At 45.8% G+C, this 20,239-nt stretch carries 11 protein-coding genes; 6 read left to right on the forward strand and 5 right to left on the reverse strand.

The features are described from left to right. Positions 1-774: 774 nt before the first annotated feature. Positions 775-1,314 (reverse strand): T9SS type A sorting domain-containing protein, encoded by a 540-nt coding sequence (locus GGD38_RS35370; protein WP_375303550.1) that lies wholly within the window; start codon positions 1,312-1,314, stop codon positions 775-777. Beyond that, positions 1,278-2,033 (reverse strand): hypothetical protein, encoded by a 756-nt coding sequence (locus tag GGD38_RS35375; RefSeq protein ID WP_375303551.1) that lies wholly within the window; start codon positions 2,031-2,033, stop codon positions 1,278-1,280. The genes GGD38_RS35370 and GGD38_RS35375 overlap by 37 nt, the downstream gene beginning before the upstream one ends. Before the next feature lie 968 nt (positions 2,034-3,001). Here GGD38_RS35375 and GGD38_RS35380 point away from each other — a divergent pair. The 4 genes from GGD38_RS35380 to GGD38_RS35395 all read left to right on the forward strand — a co-directional run bounded on the left by GGD38_RS35380 (position 3,002) and on the right by GGD38_RS35395 (position 10,813). Beyond that, a complete protein-coding gene (locus tag GGD38_RS35380) occupies positions 3,002-5,893 on the forward strand; it encodes an N-acetylmuramoyl-L-alanine amidase (protein ID WP_375303552.1) in 2,892 nt (963 codons plus the stop codon). A 22-nt stretch (positions 5,894-5,915) separates the two neighbouring features. Beyond that, on the forward strand, positions 5,916-8,816 hold the full coding sequence (locus GGD38_RS35385) for a carboxypeptidase regulatory-like domain-containing protein (protein WP_375303553.1): 2,901 nt from the start codon (positions 5,916-5,918) through the stop codon (positions 8,814-8,816). A 59-nt stretch (positions 8,817-8,875) separates the two neighbouring features. Continuing rightward, positions 8,876-9,403: a M23 family metallopeptidase gene (locus GGD38_RS35390; protein WP_375303554.1), complete on the forward strand. Its 528-nt coding sequence runs from the start codon at positions 8,876-8,878 to the stop codon at positions 9,401-9,403. A gap of 162 nt (positions 9,404-9,565) precedes the next feature. Further along, a complete protein-coding gene (locus GGD38_RS35395; protein WP_375303555.1) occupies positions 9,566-10,813 on the forward strand; it encodes an exo-alpha-sialidase in 1,248 nt (415 codons plus the stop codon). A gap of 39 nt (positions 10,814-10,852) precedes the next feature. On the opposite strand, the gene GGD38_RS35400 is transcribed toward GGD38_RS35395, so the two are convergent. The 3 genes from GGD38_RS35400 to GGD38_RS35410 all read right to left on the reverse strand — a co-directional run bounded on the left by GGD38_RS35400 (position 10,853) and on the right by GGD38_RS35410 (position 14,718). Further along, on the reverse strand, positions 10,853-11,602 hold the full coding sequence (locus GGD38_RS35400; protein WP_375303556.1) for a DUF542 domain-containing protein: 750 nt from the start codon (positions 11,600-11,602) through the stop codon (positions 10,853-10,855). A gap of 77 nt (positions 11,603-11,679) precedes the next feature. Beyond that, positions 11,680-13,890 carry a PAS domain S-box protein gene (locus GGD38_RS35405; RefSeq protein WP_375303557.1) on the reverse strand — a complete coding sequence of 737 codons (2,211 nt, stop codon included), beginning with the start codon at positions 13,888-13,890 and terminating at the stop codon, positions 11,680-11,682. Positions 13,891-14,166: 276 nt separating this feature from the next. After that, positions 14,167-14,718 carry a GNAT family N-acetyltransferase gene (locus tag GGD38_RS35410; protein WP_375303558.1) on the reverse strand — a complete coding sequence of 184 codons (552 nt, stop codon included), beginning with the start codon at positions 14,716-14,718 and terminating at the stop codon, positions 14,167-14,169. A gap of 345 nt (positions 14,719-15,063) precedes the next feature. Here GGD38_RS35410 and GGD38_RS35415 point away from each other — a divergent pair, with 345 nt between their 5' ends. Both GGD38_RS35415 and GGD38_RS35420 read left to right on the forward strand, forming a co-directional pair. Then, entirely contained in the window at positions 15,064-18,120 is a 3,057-nt protein-coding gene (locus GGD38_RS35415; RefSeq protein WP_375303559.1) for a SusC/RagA family TonB-linked outer membrane protein, read from the forward strand. Between the two features lie 31 nt (positions 18,121-18,151). After that, positions 18,152-19,558, forward strand: coding sequence for a SusD/RagB family nutrient-binding outer membrane lipoprotein (locus GGD38_RS35420; protein WP_375303560.1), 1,407 nt, complete (start codon positions 18,152-18,154; stop codon positions 19,556-19,558). Positions 19,559-20,239 lie beyond the last annotated feature (681 nt).

The following is a 20,239-nucleotide window of genomic DNA, read 5'->3' on the forward strand; positions in this document are numbered from 1 at the left end:
TGAATCTGTTAATTTTTTCGAGTCGCTAAATCTTACCTTGATTTACTTGAAAGTATTTCAAGTGCTGTTGCTTCCAAACTTTCAAAGATCTTTAATTATATTAAGTTTTCCTTACCTCTATTCTCTCTTCACGTACTTGCTATCTGCTTTGTTATTTTTGCTCTTGCTTCCTCTCTGCTCTCTTTCTTCGTGCCCCGTTTTCGTTGGGGGTGCAAAGGTAAGAGTTTCTGTCATTTCACCAAATCTTTTTCACTTTTTCTCTTTCTTCTTTTCTTCTTTCTAAGAGCAATTTGCAGTGATTGTCATCGTTTTATCATCTCTCACTTTCCTCTTTATCACCGCCCTTTCGTAAGGGGGTGCAAAGGTAAGCGGATTTGGTTCCCCACCAAATCTATTTTGTATTTTTTGCATTTTTTTTTGAAAGGTCTCTAAATTCAATGTTCCGAAGCGAACCAACGAGAGGTGACACTTAGATAAGCAGATGCAACACTTAGACTGTCTGCTGCAGCACTTATACCAGTATCTATAACACATTCGGGTTAAAGTATTACACTTTGGTGGGCAAGTGCTACACTTAGGAGTGAAAGTGTTACACTTGCGTGGGCAAGTGCAGCACTCTGGGGCATGAGTGTCGCACTTTTGTAGTAAAGTGTAACACGTTGGGGTGTATGTGTTGCACTTTCTCGGGCAAGTGTAGCACCCAGGGGCATGAGTGTTGCACTTTTTCGGGCAAGTGTGACACTTTGGGCAAAGTGTTACGCTTACAGCTATGAACTAATCTCCCGTCACCAGCAACTTCTTCGTTTGCAGCAACTGCCCGCCTTCTGAAATAAACCCAACAAAGTAAGTACCCGGCAGGTTTATGTGACTTGGTATTACGCCACGCTCATTGACCAGCTCGCGATGGACCATTTGACCAAGCACATTCCATATAACCACATACTTAACATCTATTGCACCATTGACACCTACATAAAAATCTCGGGCGGTTGGGTTTGGCCATACCAACAACTGATAACCACCAGGCTTTCCGCCTACAGGTACAACCTTAGTATAAGATATACCGCCACTGTAATCAACCAGCTTTAAACGGTAATAGCTGATCCCTGTATAGTTGTTGGCATCGTCATTAATATATTTAAGGAAGGTATTACTGTATCCATTAAACGCCCTTGACCCCATAGAGTCGCGGCCAATGAAATTGGCTTCATTACTAAACCTGCGCTCTACAACGAAGTACCTGATATTAACCTCGGGGTTGGTGGTCCAGTATACGTTCACCGTATTAGCATCTTTCGGTATGCACTTAGCCATACTTTGGTAACCTGAAGCGAAGTATCGCCTTTGCCGGTGAATTTGGTAAAGTAAGATGTAGTGCCCAGTTTGTTTTTCAACGAACGGGTATTTACAGCGCTGTTGGCATAGGGAGCTCCGGAGGTTAGGTAACCATTAGCCGGTGCTATTTGCGGATAAGATGTATCCCAGCCGGCAGCAGTATATTGTGAAATATAAGAGTACCTGCGATTGGCGGCAAACTCATGGCCCTCATCGGCAGTAAGGTGCTGTATCGATACTTCTATATCATCAGCATTCGGTCTGTTTCGTTTGCCAATTTCCCAGGTCCTGTTCACTTCATTGTTGCGCAGGTCGTCGCCGGTAAAAAGGTCTTTTCTTACCCCATCAAAAACGCGGGCATGCAGATCGTCGCCTTGCGAAGCATGGCTTCGCATAGATACAGGTGTATAAGCATTTACATCGCTGCCTATAGGAAAGATGACCCAGCTATCGCTGTTGCGAACATTTTCCCTAACCAGTAAACCGGTCCCTGCACTTCCTGTTACAATATAGCGAACGGAGTCGTAGCCGGTTATGGTACCCGGGCTTCCATCCCCTATCACTAAAGTATTGTTCAGTAAATAAACAAGACCATTAGCGAAATGTAAGTTGTTTCGAATTTTGGTTGAGCTGCCATCAATTTCTACCCCAGTGGCATTATTTATTTCAATGTTGGCAAATGTTGGTGGGGTTATCACCAACCTTCAGCTGGGCGTTTGCCAGCATACCGGTACCCATAAAAGCGGCCAGTAATAATCTTTCCGATTCTTCAGGACGTTGGATAAAATCATACGTGGGGAATTTTGCGTTATAAATATTATATCTATTTAAACAACAAAATCACCCTGTTCTATTAAAGAAAAAATGAGTGTATTTAACTATTGATAAGTATCACCGTTAAACGATAGGTACTATTGCTTATTCACATAACTGATGATCATCATGTAATATCGTATAAGCTTTGTCGTTTAAACGCAGCTTGATCTATATCAATTATACTTACTGCGTTTTTGTGCTGGTGCAGTTTGTAGCTAAAAACGACTAAACCGGAAGCATAAGTGAGTGGTAAACCAATTAAAACATACATCACATACATACTATAGCGATATACGATGAACTAGAACAGAATTGGTTACACAACTACATGTGTACAACTACGTTACCAAAAAAGAACATGCGCCATAAATGTTCATAATATTTTCATGACAGGTATTGCCAATTCAAAAAATTGGCATAATTATGTAGCACATATATTCTTGTATCCTAATTCTAAAAACAACCTTATCCATATGAATTTAACCTGTACACCATTCGTTTTGCCATATGAGAGCAATACCTGCCGAACCGCCGGCATGGGTAGTTGTTTCGTCAGTTATTTATTTCCCTCACCAGTAAAGAAACAACAGCTACTCCTTAACTGGCATACGTAGCATAACTATTACGGTGTAAATCCCCCATTAGTTCGGGGCTGCTTTTTAGTGGCCTCTGGCCTTAATCTGTACCTATTTCCCTATCACCAGCGTATAGCCTGTCCCTTTACTGCACTCAGTAAACCCAGTTTACTGTACCCTAAACCTTTTTGCCTGCCGGAAACTTTGTTTCTGCAGGCACCGGGAATCCATTTGCATTAAATACTTATTCGGTAACCATTAAAAAATCAAACACGATGAGTAAACGACGACTACTAACTGGTTTATTCTTTATCCTTTTGTTTAGTGTAAACGTCACTGCCCGGCAGACAGACAATTACCAGCCTTATTTTAACGAAGCCTATCGTTTGTATCCCAATATCCCAAAGGGATTACTGGAAGCAGCAGCCTATTCGGCTTCGCACATGAACAATCTGGCCGATGAACATAAGGGTGACGGCGACAATGAGTCCATGCCGCAACACTATGGCATTTTCGGCCTTGTAGAAAATGGCCGGGATTATTTTAAAAACAACCTGAAAACTGTTTGTGAGCTCAGCAGTATTACAACAGAGCAATACAAGAAAGATGTGCGCCTGCAAATATTGGCGGTGGCTAAATTTATAAGCCAGGAAGCGCATCGGCAAAATGTGCCCGCCAACACCTCATCGGAAGCGTTTTCGAAAGTACTGGAAAAGCTATCGAACATTCCCGAGGATGGCAGCGCTGTTAATAGATATGCGCATTCGTTATACACTTATGACATTTACGATAACCTGAAGAAGGGTTTTCGTTCTTCCCGGTTGTCACAATCGGCCCGCAGTATTCAGCTCGAAAAGATCTATGCGCCGCAAACGCTGCGCACCCTGAGCGCACCAGGCGTACAGGTAGATTACCTGCAGGATAGAATAAAAGCCAATGGCGCTGTTTTGCCGGTGAATTCAACAGGCAACAATACAGGCGGTTCAACCGGTAATGCCAGAACCGAGAGCACCAATGATGAGATGGCCGTACAAAGTACAGACTATCCACCGGCCCTGTGGGACCAGGCTAACACAAGCAATTATGGCGTAGGCCGCGGAGGAAATACCATCACGAATGTAGCTATACATACCGTTCAGGGAACTTATTCAAGTTGTATTTCATGGTTCAACAACCCGGCCGCAAAGGTGTCGGCACACTATGTAGTGCGTTCATCCGACGGACAGATCACACAAATGGTGCTGGAGAAAGACAGGGCCTGGCATGTAGCCGACCATAATTACTATACAATAGGGATCGAGCACGAAGGTTTCGTAAATGACGCCTCGTGGTATACCAACGCCATGTACAATAGTTCGGCTGCGCTGGTGCGTGACATTTGCAGAGACAATAACATCGATCCTACCAAAGCCTATCGCGGCGCCTCTACTTCGGGTTATGATCCGCTGCCTATAACCGTGCGTATTAAGGGGCATCATCATTTTACACAAAACACCGATGATAAGCATACTGACCCGGGAATAAACTGGAATTATGCAAAATATTATGATCTCCTAAATCCACCTTCATTTATTACAACTGTTTCTTTTGCCGTAAAAGACCAAAATACCGGCCTGGCCATTGCCAGTGCAGCGGTTAAAGTTACCAAACCCGATGGCACCACCGCAACAGCAACTACTGATGCCAGCGGTAAATTAACGTACGGCCTGAACGCCGGTAAATATACTTTTGCATTTACAAAAAGTGGTTACACTGCGTTAAGTACATTTTTTACCGGCAGTACAGCAGAAGATAAGATCACGGCAAATATTAATCTCAACGCTACCGGCTCAGCCAGAATGGCTACCAATAGTTCGTCCCTGGTTTCTACAGGAAATAACATGGTGCTCACCGGTTATGTACGCGATGCAGAATTGAACGGCGCACTGAGCGGTGTTCAGATACAAGCCGGAAGTTATACCGCCATTACAGATGCAAGAGGATTTTTCTCGCTCTCGGTTCCTGCCGCAACTGTTCAGCCTGGTAAAACACCGGCTACCATTTCTGTACAATCTACCAAAGCGGGATATATCACCAATAGCATACAAAATCTGTATACCATACCCGATACGTATGAAATGCAGATCGCACTTACTTCCGGAGCTTCGCTACCGCGCGGTATAACAGTACAGGGGAATAAGGGAGAACTGATCGTTCGCCGCCATGGATTATTCGATAAGACCATTGCCGAACAATTGGAATTCAGTCGCCCACAACCTGTTCTTACAACAGCCCGCGAGGAAGCAACAGCAACTACGCTGGCCGCACTTGCAGTACCTGCCGTTATAAGAGTTGCCACCAGTTGCGCATGCACCACCTGCGCCGATCCGGTAGTTGAAGTAATGAGCCTGGAATCATACGTACAAACCGGTTTGGATGACGAGTGGGTAAGCAGTTGGAATGCCGCTTCACTACAGGCAGGCGCGGTTGCTTACCGCAGCCGGGGCGCCTGGTTTGTGCAGAACCCGGTGAACGACAACTACGATCTTTCAGCAGCTGCTTGTCACCAAACCTGGCAAACCGACCGGGCTACCAGCGTAAAGAATGCCGCTATTGCAACCGCCGGTGTTGTGCTTATTAAGGACAATGCTATTTATAAAGCTGAGTATTGCGCTGAATCGAACAACTCAGGTTGTGGCGATGGCTACAGCGGAACAGGTACCGACTATCCCTGTATTGCCGATGCCCGTTGTGTTGGCAGAACCAAGAGTGGCGCAGGCCGCGGTATGTGCCAATGGGGCAGCAGCTTTTGGGGCACCGATCAAACCTATACCTGGATACTGGACCATTATTACAATCCCGATGGCGCAGCCATACCAACCACCACCACTATTACCAGCAGCGACAGTCGTATTGAAGGTGATGGCCCGTTAAGAGTTGCGCCCAACCCTGCAACCGGCAGTACTATCACTATAGAGTATTCGCTTACCGATGCATCGCAACCGGCCAGCATTACTATCAGCGATAACTATGGCAAAGCTGCTCAGCAACGCAATGTGGTATTGCAACAAGGGCTCAACCGCCTTTCTTTAAATACCAGCGGATTGAAGGCCGGTATATATAATGTAACAGTTCGATTAGCTACTTCGGGCAAAGCGGTTAGTAAGAAATTGTTGATAGTAAAATAAACAATCCTATAAAAATTATGCTATGATAAGAACTGTAATAATAGCAGTGCTTTCGCTGCTGATAGTTTCATCAATAAGAGCACAATCAACCAATATAACTTTTGTAGTTAAAGACCAGAACACCGGGTTTGCGGTGCCGGGCGCTGTAGTGCAGGTAACCGCACCTAATGGGGCAGGCAGTAGCTTAACAGCTGCTGCCAATGGTAAAGTAACCTTTACCGCTGTAAATGGAAAGTATGATTTCACCATAGCTGCCAACGGTTACAAAGCACTGTCCACATATTTTTCATCGGGGACCGAAACAAACATCGAGGCACGTATTGACCTTGAACCGGCAGATAACAATGTCCGTGTGCAATCAGTACCTAAAATACGCACTAACCCCAACCAGGCAGTGGTAAGCGGGTATGTAAGAGATGAGGCGGCGAATAGCCCACTCGGCGGTGTGCAGGTAAGCTGTGGAGCTACGTCTGCAGTTACTAACAGCGAAGGCTATTTCGAAATGGAAATTTCGGCTGCGGCTCCGGCTATTTTCGAAGGAGTTGCGCCGGCCACAACCAATATCACATTTACCAGAAACGGGTATGCATCTTACACGCTTGAGAACGTATACCTCATACCTGATTCGTACAAGATGAAGGTTGCACTGTCGTCATCTGGCGCAGCCCGCGTACAAAGCAATACAAAAGAAAAACAGGTGCATGGCCTGTTCGACAGAACAGCTGCCGATGAGCAGCAACGTTATGCGCCAACAGCATCGCAAGCCCGCGTGGAAGCAGTGCTTGCGGCAACTGTGCCCACCAGCATTAGGGTTGGCACCAGTTGTTCCTGCACCAGCTGTAGTGTGGTGCATGTAATGAGCCTGGAAGCCTATACGCAAAGCGGCCTCGATGATGAATGGATAGCCAGCTGGGGTGCGGCTTCGTTACAAGCGGGGGCGGTTGCCTATCGCACCTATGGCGCCTGGTATGTATTACATCCGGTTGCCGGCAGTTACGATATTGCCGCCACCACCTGTAACCAGGCCTGGGAGGCCGATACCTACACCGCCAGCGTTAATGCCGCCAAGGCTACCGCCGGCATTGTGTTAACAAAAAGCGGCGCTATTTTCAGGGCAGAATATTCTGCCGAGAACAACAATTCAGGTTGCGGCAATGGTTATAGCGGCACAGGAACAACTTCGGGCTGGCCCTGTATCTCTGATAGCCGTTGCGCCGGTTATGCAAAGAACGGCCATGGCCGCGGTATGTGCCAATGGGGCAGCAGCCGCTGGGCAAGTGATAAAACATATACCTGGATCCTGAACCATTATTACAACCCCGGCAGCGTATATATTCAATTGCCGCCTACACCGGCATTGACGGTTATGTCGTTTGCCGTTAAAGACCAAAGCACCGGGCTTGCCATTGCCAGCGCAGCCGTAAGCATTACCAAACCCGATGGCACTACGGCAAGCGCTACCACCAATGCAAGCGGCCAACTAGTATATGGGTTAAATAGTGGCAAGTATACCTTCGCCTTCTCAAAAAGCGGTTATACCAGCCTGAGCACTTCCTTTACCGGCGGCCCCGATGATAGTGTATATGCCGATATCAACCTCGATGCAGCCGGCGCACGGGCAGCCACGTCTCCCCTGCTTACCAATGCAGGCAGAAATATGGTGCTCACCGGTTATGTACGCGATGCTGATTTGAATAAAGCACTGGGTGGCGTTCAAATAACGGCAGGCAACGTTACCGCTACTACAAATGCAAGCGGTTACTTTTCCTTAACGCTCCCTGCCGGCGCAATAACACCTGGTAAAATACCAGCCAGCATTTCAATACAATCGGTTAAAGAGGGTTACCTCACCAACAGCATACAAAACCTGTATGTAATACCCGATACCTATGAAATGCAGATAGCGCTCACCTCCACTGCATCGCCAATACGTAATAAAGAGGAACTCATTGTTCGCCGCCATGGTTTGTTTGATAAAACCATTGCAGAGCAATTAGAATTTGCGGCCCACCCTGCTCATACTACTGCAAGGCAGGAAGCCACCACGCTGGCTGCGCTGGCGGTGCCAACAGTTATTCGCGTAGCTACCAGTTGCGCCTGTACCGCATGTAGTAGTCCGAGAGTGCAGGTAATGACCCTGGAATCATACGTACAAACCGGTGTAGACGATGAATGGGTAAGCAGCTGGAATGCCGCCTCCCTGCAAGCTGGCACCGTTGCTTATCGCAGCCGCGGCGCCTGGTTTGTGCAGAACCCGGTTGCCGTCAATTACGATCTATCGGCAGCAGCCTGCCACCAAACCTGGCAAACCGACCGGGCTACCAGTGTAAAGAATGCCGCTATTGCAACTGCGGGTATTGTGCTCATTAAGAATGGCGCTATTTATAAAGCAGAATACTGTGCCGAATCGAACAATGCAGGTTGTGGCGATGGCTTCAGCGGCACTGGCACCGACTATGCCTGTTTTGCCGATGCCCGTTGTGTTGGCAGAACAAAGAGCGGCGCAGGCCGCGGTATGTGCCAATGGGGCAGCAGCTTTTGGGGAACCGATCAAACCTATACCTGGATACTGGACCACTATTACAATCCAGATGGAGCTGCCATTCAAACAACAACACTAGCTAACAACAGCACCAGTGATAGTAAGATCACCAATGACCGCACATTAAAGGTAGCACCCAACCCGGCCACGGGTAGTACTATCACAGTTGAATATACGCTTACCGATGCCTCGCAACCGGCCAGCATTGTTGTCACCGACAACTTTGGCCAACAGGCGCAACAACGCAATGTGGTATTACAACAAGGCATGAACCGGCTTTCGATAAGTACAAGCGGCCTGAAGGCGGGCGTGTATAATGTTACCGTGCGGTTAGGCGCTTCGGGTAAAGCAATCAGTAAAAAAGTATTTATAGTTAAATAAACATTGATAACTAACCGTGCCACGGTCCCGAACCGTGACACGGTTTTAAACAAACATCTATGAAAAGAAACATGTCGTTTGCGGTGCTCATTTTAGTCACCGTGTTCTTATCGTGCAACAAGAATGAGAAGCCTGCTACCGAAGCGCAGGATGAAGAAATTGCACAAACCCCAGTACCAGTACAGGAAGAAGCAGTTGCTGCCCGGGTAGCATCGCCTGTACCAGGCTATGGCGTCAGTTATAAGTATGGTATAAAGGACCCACGCTATGCCGCGGGCTACCATACCGGTGATGATTACGCTTCGCCAAAGGGTAGTAAAGTAGTAGCTGTACTCGATGGCACCATTGCGTGGTCGAACAATAACGGCGGCGCATATGGCACCTGGATCGGACTGCGCGCTACCAATGGCCGCGACTACGTGTATTGCCATCTTTCCGTTCGTTCAGTAAGCACCGGCGCTAAAGTAGTGGCCGGTCAAAAGTTGGGCGAAGTAGGCGCTACCGGAAATGTTACTGGCCCACACCTTCATTTTGAAGACAGGCCGAAAGGTGGTGGTTACGGACAGGTGCGTAAACCAACCTGGTAATTATTAAAACTCTTCAATTAGAAATACAACCGCTAAAAAGGGATTCACCAGTGCTCTTATAACCGGTTTGTTTCAACAGGAAGACATGTTCATTTACATGTGCCCGGTGTGTTCACCGGGAACGCCGGGCACTTATGCTTCATTAACATTAAAACCTAACAAATGAAACAAACAAACATCCCAAACACAGGAGGCTCCAAACGATTGCCTTACCTGTTCACGCTCACCGCACTGGTTATTCTAACAGCCGCTGCCTGTAAAAAGGGCGTTGCCGACCAACCTGCCGCAACCGATGAAGAACGAAAGGCAGAAACAGAGGCTACACAAACCCACACCTATGTAAAGATCTTCGATGGCGGCTCAGATGGTTATCATTCATTCCGCATCCCTTCCATTGTTCGTACCAATGCCAACACCTTACTTGCATTTGTTGAAGGCCGTATGAGCGCCAACAAGGACTATGGCAATATCAATGTTGAATATAAACGCAGCACAGATAATGGCGCCACCTGGTCGTCGATGCTGGAAGTAGTAGGCGCAGGCCAGGGCACCTGGGGCAACCCAACGTCGGTGGTTGATCGCAATACCGGCCGAATTTGGGTTTTCATGAGCTGGAATTCCGCCACCAAGAACCAGGGTGGTACAGACGGCTATGACAAAATAGATACCTGGGGCGATAGAAAGGTTTATTATTCTTATAGCGATGATGATGGCCTCTCCTTTTCTACCCCATCCGATATGACCAATACATTGCTACCAGCAAATTACAAATGGGATGCTATGGGCCCCGGCGTTGGTATTCAAACCAGCAATGGCACTCTGGTAATTCCCGCTATTGGCAGAAACATTTACAGCACCGACCATGGCGCTACCTGGCAGTATAAGCTGATACCCGGCGGTACCAGCGAAGGTGCTATTGTTGAACTGAACGATGGCCGCCTTATGCGCAACGATCGTGCAACCAGCACCGTATGGGAAACAGCTAAACGTCGCTGGGTTTCACGCGGCTCCCTTACCGGCACCTTTAGCACATTTGCTCCAGACGATGTATTGCTCGACCCAGCCTGCCAGGGTTCAATAGTAAGGTACACCGGTTCGCCCGACCGTATAATGGTCCTAAACTCGGCCAGCACAGAAACCCGTTGTAAAATGCGTGTACGCATAAGCTATGATGGCGGGGTAACCTGGCCTATTAGCCGTAAGATCTTTGACTGGTTAACCGATGCAGAAGCATTTAGCCAGGGGAAAGGCGGTTATTCAAGCATGGTTAAAACAGCCGACTATACCATTGGCGCCCTTATTGAAATAAATGAGAATACCGGCGACAGCGGTAACAGCCATCGCTCAATTGAGTTTCATAAATTCAATTTACCGTGGATGGTTGATGGAGCTACAGAACCTATACCATAATTAGCTAATGAGATAATGTGATAATGGCCGCCGTCATTATCACATTTTTCTTAACTCATTTTCTATAGACAGCACCCTCGGCAACAAAATACTCTTCTCAAGAAACAGATGTTGCACCAGGTCATTATCCAACTCGCGCAGTTTCATAAACACAACATAATGACTGCGGCAGGCATTGGCAGGCAGGGTATAATTATCAGTAAGCTGGCGCATACTTTTCAATACGTCCATTACCAAACCATATTCCTGCTCTATTACTTTTTCAACCGGTTTGCGTAAAGTGCGGGTATACAACCCCGCCAGGGCATCGTTTGAAGTATATGCCCGGTTCATTTGTTTTATATAGGGAAAAATGCTTTCTTCTTCCTGTATCATCAGCAACAACATTTGGGCATGCAGCCGTTTAAAATGTTGCTCCAACTCATTGAGCCAGGGGAATTTTTTCTGGTGCTCGGCAATGAAATGCGCCAGGTGCGTTCCCAACGCCGGTAAGTTCTGACGTAAATAGGCATGATGAACGTGCACTATATAATCGGCCACAAAATCGAGCGGCCATTGCTCAAATGGCAAAGCAGTAGAAACCTGAACGGTGCGAACAACATCTTCCAGCTCTTGTTTTACCACTGCCGTATCGAGCCCACGAATTTCGCAGGCAGTTTGCAAAGGCCAGCGGGCCCCGCAACAATAATCAATATTATATTTCTTAAATACATCGGCAGTACGGTAATCTTCCATCAGGATTTCAGACACCAATGCCTGCTCATCAATTTTTTTTAACGAATGCATCATACTACCGGGCTTTCTGATTGTGCTAATCAATTAGCAACAAATTAAACCCTTTGCCCGCACATTCCACCTGATTTTCGTCATGCCAACGGTATCTGTACCAGCAGGCGGCAGCCTCCGCCGGGACGGGTATTTATGGTGAGCGTACCGCCCAGGGTTTCGGCCCTGTTCAGAATATTTAGCAACCCAATACCCTTTGTTTGCTTACTTGCATCAAAGCCTTTACCATTGTCCTGTATGAGCAGCGTCAGCTGATCGTCCAGTTTCTCAATGGCAATACGCACATAGCCCGCTTCGGCATACCGCATAATATTATTGGTTTGCTCCTGTATAATGCGGTAGATCATCAACTGCACATCGTGTGGTAACTCATCTTCGAGCGAAGGATCGCATTCAAAGTCGACCGTAACAGGCCGTACCAACTGCATGTTCTTGATAATATCTTCTATGGGATCAACCAGGCCCACTTCTTTAACAATAGAAGAGTTCAGCGACTTGGAGATCTTTCTTATTTCCTGAATGGCAAGGTCAATGTATTGCGTTGTTTTTTCAATCAGGAATTCCTGATCGTCGGTATTACCGCGGGCGGTGGTTAACATGATCATGGCCGATGACAAGATCTGATTCACATTATCATGCAATTCTTTCGAGATCTCATTGCGTTCATATTCCTGGCCGGTGATCATTGCCTGGCTAATGCGCAGGCGTTCTTTTTCTTTTTGCTGCGCCAGTTCTTCTTCCAGTCTTCTTTTTTCGGTAAGGTCCTGAATGGCTCCGATGGCCCTTACAGCAACGCCGTCTTTATAAATGATGTAGCCTTTATCCGATAAGTATTTATAGCTACCATCGGCACAACGGAAGCGGTATTCATCGTGCCAGTAATTGTTGCGGGCCATTAAACAGGCATTTATGTGCTGCATCACCCGCTGGCGGTCGTCAATATGGATCTTTTCAAGCAGCCAGTACAGATCAGATTCTTTCTCGTTCTGTAAATAGCCGGTGAGCTGGCTAAAGGGTTCGCTGCGGTAAATAGAACCCGTTTCAATGTTCCAGTCCCAGATGTAATCTGATGTGGCCTTGGTAGTATAATAAAAACGTTCGTTCCCTTTTTCTATCTCCTCCTGTGCTCTTTTCTCTTCGGTAATATCGATGGATTGTCCGCCAATAAGCCGTTTAGGCGTTGAAGTTTGTAACAGAAATTTATGCACCAGGTATACGCCGGGTGTTCCATCGCGGCGCTGGCTGTTCTCAATAGTGATCAATGGCTGCCCCAATTCAATAACCTGACGGTTATTATACAGATATTGTTCAACCATGTTCGGCGGCATCAGGTCGCGCATGTTGGTATACAGGTGACTGTCGTTCAGCTTCCACACTTCTTTAAAAAGATCATTCATGTAAATGATGTAACCATCTTCGTCAATGATCCAGGCCGGACTGTGGGTATTGTTCATAAATGATTTGAACATATACTCGCTTTCTGACAATCGCGACTCGGCTTCGCGGCAGGCGGTGATATCATTAAAAGTACAGGCTATCAATCCGGGTACTGCATTATTAAAATCTTCAAGAATACAGGTACTTACCGATAACCAGGTGAGTTTACCCCGGGCATTTATAAAGCCTAATACCGATTGCCTGATAACGGCGCCGGTATGCAATGTTAACATGGCCGGGTACTCCTGTACCGTCATGGTGGTGCCGTCTTCTCTAAAGGCGGTACCGCCTATATCGAGCAGGTTCCTCCCAATCATTTGTTCATGAGTAAATCCTATTATTTCGCAGGCTTTGCTATTGGCAGAAATAATGGTGCCTTTATCGCCCTGCAACAACATTACGCCTTCCTCCAGCGAGTTGAGCAGGTTCTTATACAAAACGTTTGGCTTTATATCTTTTTTACGGTGGATGGTAGCCTGCAGATCGCGCAGGATGATCACTACATCGAGCAGGTAAGAAGTACCGGGGAATTTATGCGTATAACACGAAACCCTGAAGGTGCGGTTGTCGGGCGTTGATACAAAAATATCTTCCACTGGTTCATCCAGGGCTATAGCCCGTTGCAATTGAGAATGCACTTCGGCATGGCCGGGAAACAACAGATCGAGAAAGTCGATCATATTCTTTTTTGCCGGCCGGTTTGATTGTCGAAACCACAATTCTTCGGCCGACACATTCCAATGCATCAGGTTAAAATGCCTGTCGGTTATAAATACGGCATCCTGGCAATCATTAAGTATTGCTTCCAGCCAGGGGGCCATTTCACGGTAATTGGTTGTAAAAGACGGGTTCATAGGGCTCTCTATAAAATATTAAAAGTCACCGAAACATTTCAACTTCACATCCCGAAACTGTGCCAATATGTAACCACTTTACAATCAACGCTAATCAAATCAGGCACCGGGTATCTCATTCCCACAAATAGAAAAACGTTCCCATGCATAAGTATCTTATATCGCTGCTATGTTTGTGTATAAATATTTGTTTATTATACAATTACATAGTTCTACTTACCGGCATATACATAAATGTTCAACGCATTGTAGACGAACCAAAACTGCAAAAGAAGTTTAGCGTTTGCTTTCCCATTCTTCCTTTAGCATTGAATAAACATATAGATCAACAAACTGATTGTTCACAAATTCACCCTGCCTAATAATGCCTTCCTGTTTAAAACCCAGGCGTTGGGGAATGGCCTGGCTTTTAAAATTCTCCAATGCAGCCCTTATTTCAATACGGTTTAACTTAAGGCGTTTAAAACCTTCATCGATCACCGCTTTACAACTACGGGTAATAATGCCCTTGCCTTCCCACTCTTTACCAAGCCAGTAACCTATTGAAGCGTTTTTATTGAATACATCTATATTGTACAAACCTATTCTGCCTGCCATTACGCTATCGGCCATAATTACATAGCCCATTTCAGTATGATTGGCATAGCGTTGTTTTGAACTGTTGATGTACTTTTTGAAATCATCTACCGAGCGCATTTGATCAACCCAGGGAAGCCATTCCCGCAGGTGCTGCCGGTTGGCTTTCACCAACTGGTACAACGTTTCTGCATGAGGATAATCTAACAAATGCAGTACGAGGTCGTCATCTACTTTTAGTTTTATGTTCATCTGCAGTAGCATTCTTTTTCTCTAAAATAATGATTAATAAATTCCAAATTCCAAATCTCAAGTTCCAAAAGGAAATCACAAATCACAAGATCCAAATAAATACAAAGCCTTGGAACTTGGAACTTGGAGCTTGTGATTTTTAATCAAAATCTGTAAACAAGTCGTCAAGAACCATTAACACATTTAGCTGTACTCCATATAAATTCGTACAGGTTGGAAGAGAACTGTTTTTTCTCCCCAATTTATTTGCCTGCCCTGGTCCTGTACTCGGATAAATGTACAAACTGTTCGCATAACCGAAGACACTCACCGTAGTTTTTACACCTATAACCAAAACATCATAACATGCAATCAAAATTGCTTTGTATCGTCGCGTTCATACTCCTTTATTTCAGTGCATGGGCGCAAACTAAAGTGGTAAAGGGAAAGGTACAGGACGAAAGCGGACTGCCTTTACCCAAAGCCTCTATTCTGATAAAAGGAACAAACACCGGCACCAGCAGTGGCGACGACGGTTCCTTCGAATTAACGGCCCCAGCCAATGCCACCCTGGTAATTACGGCTATTGGTTACAACAAAGGTGAAGTTAAAACAAGTGCAAAAGATTTCGTGACCATTAGCCTTTCGCCCGATAACAAGGCATTGAGCGAAGTGGTGGTTACTGCATTGGGAGTTAAACGCGAGAAAAGGAACCTCACCTTCAGCTCGCAGGAAATAAAGGCCGATGAACTAGTGAAAGCCAAAGAATCGAACGTTCTTAATGCCATGACGGGTAAAGTGGCCGGGGTACAGATCACCAGTTCTTCAGGTACGCCTGGTGCATCGAGCCGTATTGTGATAAGAGGTGTTACTTCTATTATTGGTAATAACGAAGCACTGATAGTGGTAGATGGTATTCCCATCAACAATTCAGAGACCGGTTCGGTAAACAGTGGGCCGGGTAGTAACCGCCTCATTGATATAGACCCCGCCATTATAGAAAGTGTGAACGTTTTAAAAGGTGCCGCTGCTACCGCTTTATATGGCTCAAACGGAGCAAGAGGTGTGGTAATGATAACCACCAAAAGCGGGGCCGGCAGTAAACGCCCGAGCATTACACTCTCACAAGACCTTTCGTTCGAAAGCGGCATTTTTCCTAAAGTACAAAGCAAGTATGCACAAGGCGATAGAAAAGAAATTGGCGGAATAGTTTATGACAACGTTTTTTACGATGGTGATAAAGATAAGGCCAGCAGTTCGTGGGGCCCATTAATGGACACCCTGAAAGTAAATGGCGTTCCTGTACAAAAGCGTAACCAGGTAAAAGATTTCTTTCAAACAGGTGTTAGCTCCAATAGCACCATCAGCTTTGCCGGCTCAAACAGCCCCGGATCAAATTATTTTGCTTCTTATTCCTATTTCGATCAAAAAGGCATTGTACCTACAACGTATTTGAAAAGACATACGGTGTTCACCAAATTCACAACGAAGCTTACGGAAAAGATCTCGGGTACCTTTCAATTCAATTATGCCAACAGCCGCACCAACCGCATGCCCGAAGGCTATATACTGGAAAGCCCCATTTGGACTGTTTATTCGGCACCTGTATCGTGGAACCCATATCCTTATTTAAATGCCGACGGTTCGCAACGGGTGTTTAGGTTCTCACGTAACAATCCCTACTGGGTGCTTGACAATATTTATACCCATGGTACTGTAAATAGATTTATACCAGTGATCACGCTTACCTACGCTCCCTTCAACTGGTTAAACATTACCGAACGCATGGGGCTCGATACGTACAACGAACAGGTGAAGTACTACGAAGCCCGCGGTTCTGCCGCTAATCTTAATGGCGTGGTAGTTGACCAGGTGAATACCTTCAGACAATATAACCACGACCTCATCATCGACGCACATAAACAGTTCAATAAATTCAATGTACAATTGTTATTAGGTAACAATATACTTTCATCGTATTCGCAATATGTGCAGGGCCGCGGAGTTGGTTTATCTATCACCGGCGGGTACGACAATGTAGCAAACGCCAGCAACCAAACCTATAGTGAGCGACATTACCTTTCGCGTAAAACAGGGTTTTATGCCCAGGCCAATATCGACTACAACCGCTTTCTTAACCTGGCGGTAACAGGCAGGTACGATGGCAGTTCGGTGCTGGCCACCAACAATAACTTTTACCCGTACGGGTCGGTTGCAGCCGGTTTTGTTTTTTCGGAACTGCTTAACCCCAACATGTCAAGCGTCCTCAACTTTGGTAAGTTGCGGGTTTCGTACGCAACCGTTGGTAATGATAATGTAAATACCTATTCGTTAACCACCCCTTACTTAAGCGTTAACGGCACAAACAGCAATACCATTGCCGGCATTTCTTTTCCATTTATAGAACAAAACGGTTTCCTGTTGAGTGATGTATTGGGTAATCCTTATTTGAAGAATGAATTGGTGCGCGAATTTGAAATAGGTACTGAACTGAAGGCATTTAACAACCGCATTGGCGCCGAAATATCGTGGTTCAACAAAAAGGTATCGAAGGGATTGATCCCCGCTCAAATATCTCCATCAACCGGATACAATCAAACCACCCTTAATACCGCGCGCATGCAAACCAGGGGTATTGAAATTTTATTGAACGCCACTCCGGTAAGATCGGGTAAATTCAACTGGGACGTAATATTCAGCTTTACCAAACTAAACAATAAGGTACTCACGCTGCGCGAAGACATGAAAATGGTTAACGTTGGGTTTACCAACGCTGTTGTAGGGCAGCCCTATGGTGTTAAATTCGGTACCCGCTTTGCCCGCGACAGTGCAACGGGCAAGTTGATGATCAACGATGCCGGGCTTCCTTTTGCCGCTGAAACCCAGGGCATACTGGGTAACATTTCGCCCGACTGGCTGGCCGGTTTAACCAATAATTTAAGTTATGGACCTTTAAGTCTCAGTTTCTTTTTTGATGTAAGAAAAGGCGGTGTTACCGAAAATAACGTTGACGGATACGGCTATTTTTATGGCACACCTAAAGTAACCGAAGACCGCGATGTACGTGTTGTGGATGGCATTAGCACTGTTGATGGCAAAGTCAATACGGTTGCCGCAAAAGGACAGGATTACTGGCGCGCTATGTCGGGCGTGGTGGAGTCGGTTATACAGGATGCTACTTACCTAAAACTTCGTAATGTAAGCATTGGCTATGTGCTGCCTTTTAAACTAATTGAGAAAACCCCGCTTAAATCTGCTTCATTAACAGTTACGGGAAGAAATCTTTGGATACACAGTCCGCACTTTACCGGTGGTGATCCAGAAACAAACTCATTTGGTTCATCGAACGGATCATTGGGTATATACTCCTACAGCACCCCAACTGCCCGCTCGTTCAATATCAGTTTAAAAGTTGGTTTATAAGTACCTGTTCAAAACATTTAAACAACTCATTATGCGCACATCATTATATATACTGTTTATAGCACTTTGCATTGTTCAAATTACCGGGTGTAAAAAGTTCATAGATGTAAATAATAATCCCAACGATCCGCTTACGGTGCAGGAGGCGTTGATACTGTCGCCTGTTGAACTAAACATTTCCTCTGTAATTGCAGGCGGAGCAGGCGATAATGGCCTGGCGGCGATATTGGTGAATCACTTTATGCAGAATGTAGCACTGAACCAGCCAGTGCCCAACCACGGCACCTATTGGATCTTCAATGTTGACTTTGATGCCCCCTGGCGGAACTTTTATATCACCACCCTCAACAACCTGAAGGCCATGAACGATAAAGCCACTAGCAATGGCAATTATCATTATTCGGGCATCGCCAAAATATTGACCGCTTTTTGTTTGGGTGTTGCCACTGATTATTGGGGCGATATTCCCTATAGCCAGGCACTTGATGGCAATAACATTCTGCAACCTGCATACGATTCGCAGGAAACCATTTATAAATCCATACAGCAATTGCTCGATGAGGGCATTACCGACATTAATAAGAATGCTACTATAAAGCCTGGTGATGATGATTATTTCTATGGTGGTGATATGAATAAATGGAAACGCCTGGCATATACATTAAAAGCGCGTTATTATATGCACCTGACCAAGGCGCCGGGCTATACGGCACAAGCACAGGCAGAACTGGCATTAACGGCTTTGCAGAATGGCATGATAGCGAATAGTGACGATGTGAAACTGGAATATCCGGGTGGAGCGGGACAACAAAGCCCCTGGTATACCAATACCCTGCCGGTACAAACGCTGGTGCTATCATCTGCCTGTGTAGATACGCTGGTGATGCGCAATGATCCCCGGCTGCCGTATTTAATTGACACTGCGAAAGAAACAGGTTTGTACAATGGTCGCCCGATAGGTTCAGTAAATATCAGTGGCAGTCTTGATATATATTCTTTGGTGGGCCCGGCCTATGGAGGTACCGGTTCACCACTGTATGTATTTAATTATTCTGAGGCATTATTCTTAAAGGCAGAAGCCACGTTAATAAAATCGGGGTATGCAGCAGCGGAGCCTGTTTACCAGAGTGCGATCAAATCGCATATGAGCAAATTGGGTGTGGACAATAGTGATGTGAATGATTACCTGGCCAGCAGGGGTACACTAACTGCGGCGAATGCGTTGCAGCGAATTATGGAAGAAAAGAAGATCGCCAACTTTTTATCGATAGAGAATTTTAACGACTGGCGCCGCACTGGTTATCCTCAGCTAACCAGGGTACCTAATGCGCTTTCGGATATTCCCCGCCGGTTGTTGTACCCGCAGGTAGAGATCACTTCGAACCCGCAGTCGTTGCAAACAGCGAGGTTGACTGATAGGGTTTGGTGGGATAAATAGTTTTTAGTTTCCTTTTTGGTAGTTTGAATGGCTGATGAGTTTCGGTTCCAGGTTCCAGGTTCCAGGTTCCAGGTTCCAGGTTCCAGGTTCCAGGTTCCAGGTTGAGACTCGCGATTAATGGCGGCGGTCTGCTGTGGTTGCGCCAAAACTTCAGCTGGTAAAACCTAAAACTGAATAAGCGGGTTGCCGTGCTTGCTTATAGTTGTATTTGTATTCGCTTTAAGCTTTAGGCCTTTGGCTTTAGGCTGTATTCTGTATTGCTTGGAGCTTGAGGATTGAATCTTGAAGCTTTTTTGTGTTATTTCTTATGGCAAGGTCATAGGTGGGTCTTTTAGGGCTCACCTATTTCTTTGAATGAGGAATGAGAAATGTAAAATTTAAAATAAAAAGGAATACAGTTTGCAGGAAAGCCGTTCCCCTGCATCTGCCCTTCCCCCAAATTATTAACCTAACCTTAGCAAGTCAACTGCTAAATAATCCCCTTCCTAAAGATCTTTTTTGCAGCAATTAAGATAAATAGTAAATTTGTACCCGCCTTTTGAAAAAGGCAGTTCTTACCCAAATTGCCCGATAGTATAACGGTAGTACCGCAGATTCTGGTTCTGCTTGTCTTGGTTCGAATCCAGGTCGGGTAACAAAGGCCTCGCACGAAGTGCGGGGCTTTTTATTTGTCCGCTTTGC

Origin of the sequence: Niastella sp. OAS944 (assembly GCA_024809215.1) — a bacterium.
GTDB lineage: Bacteria > Bacteroidota > Bacteroidia > Chitinophagales > Chitinophagaceae > Niastella.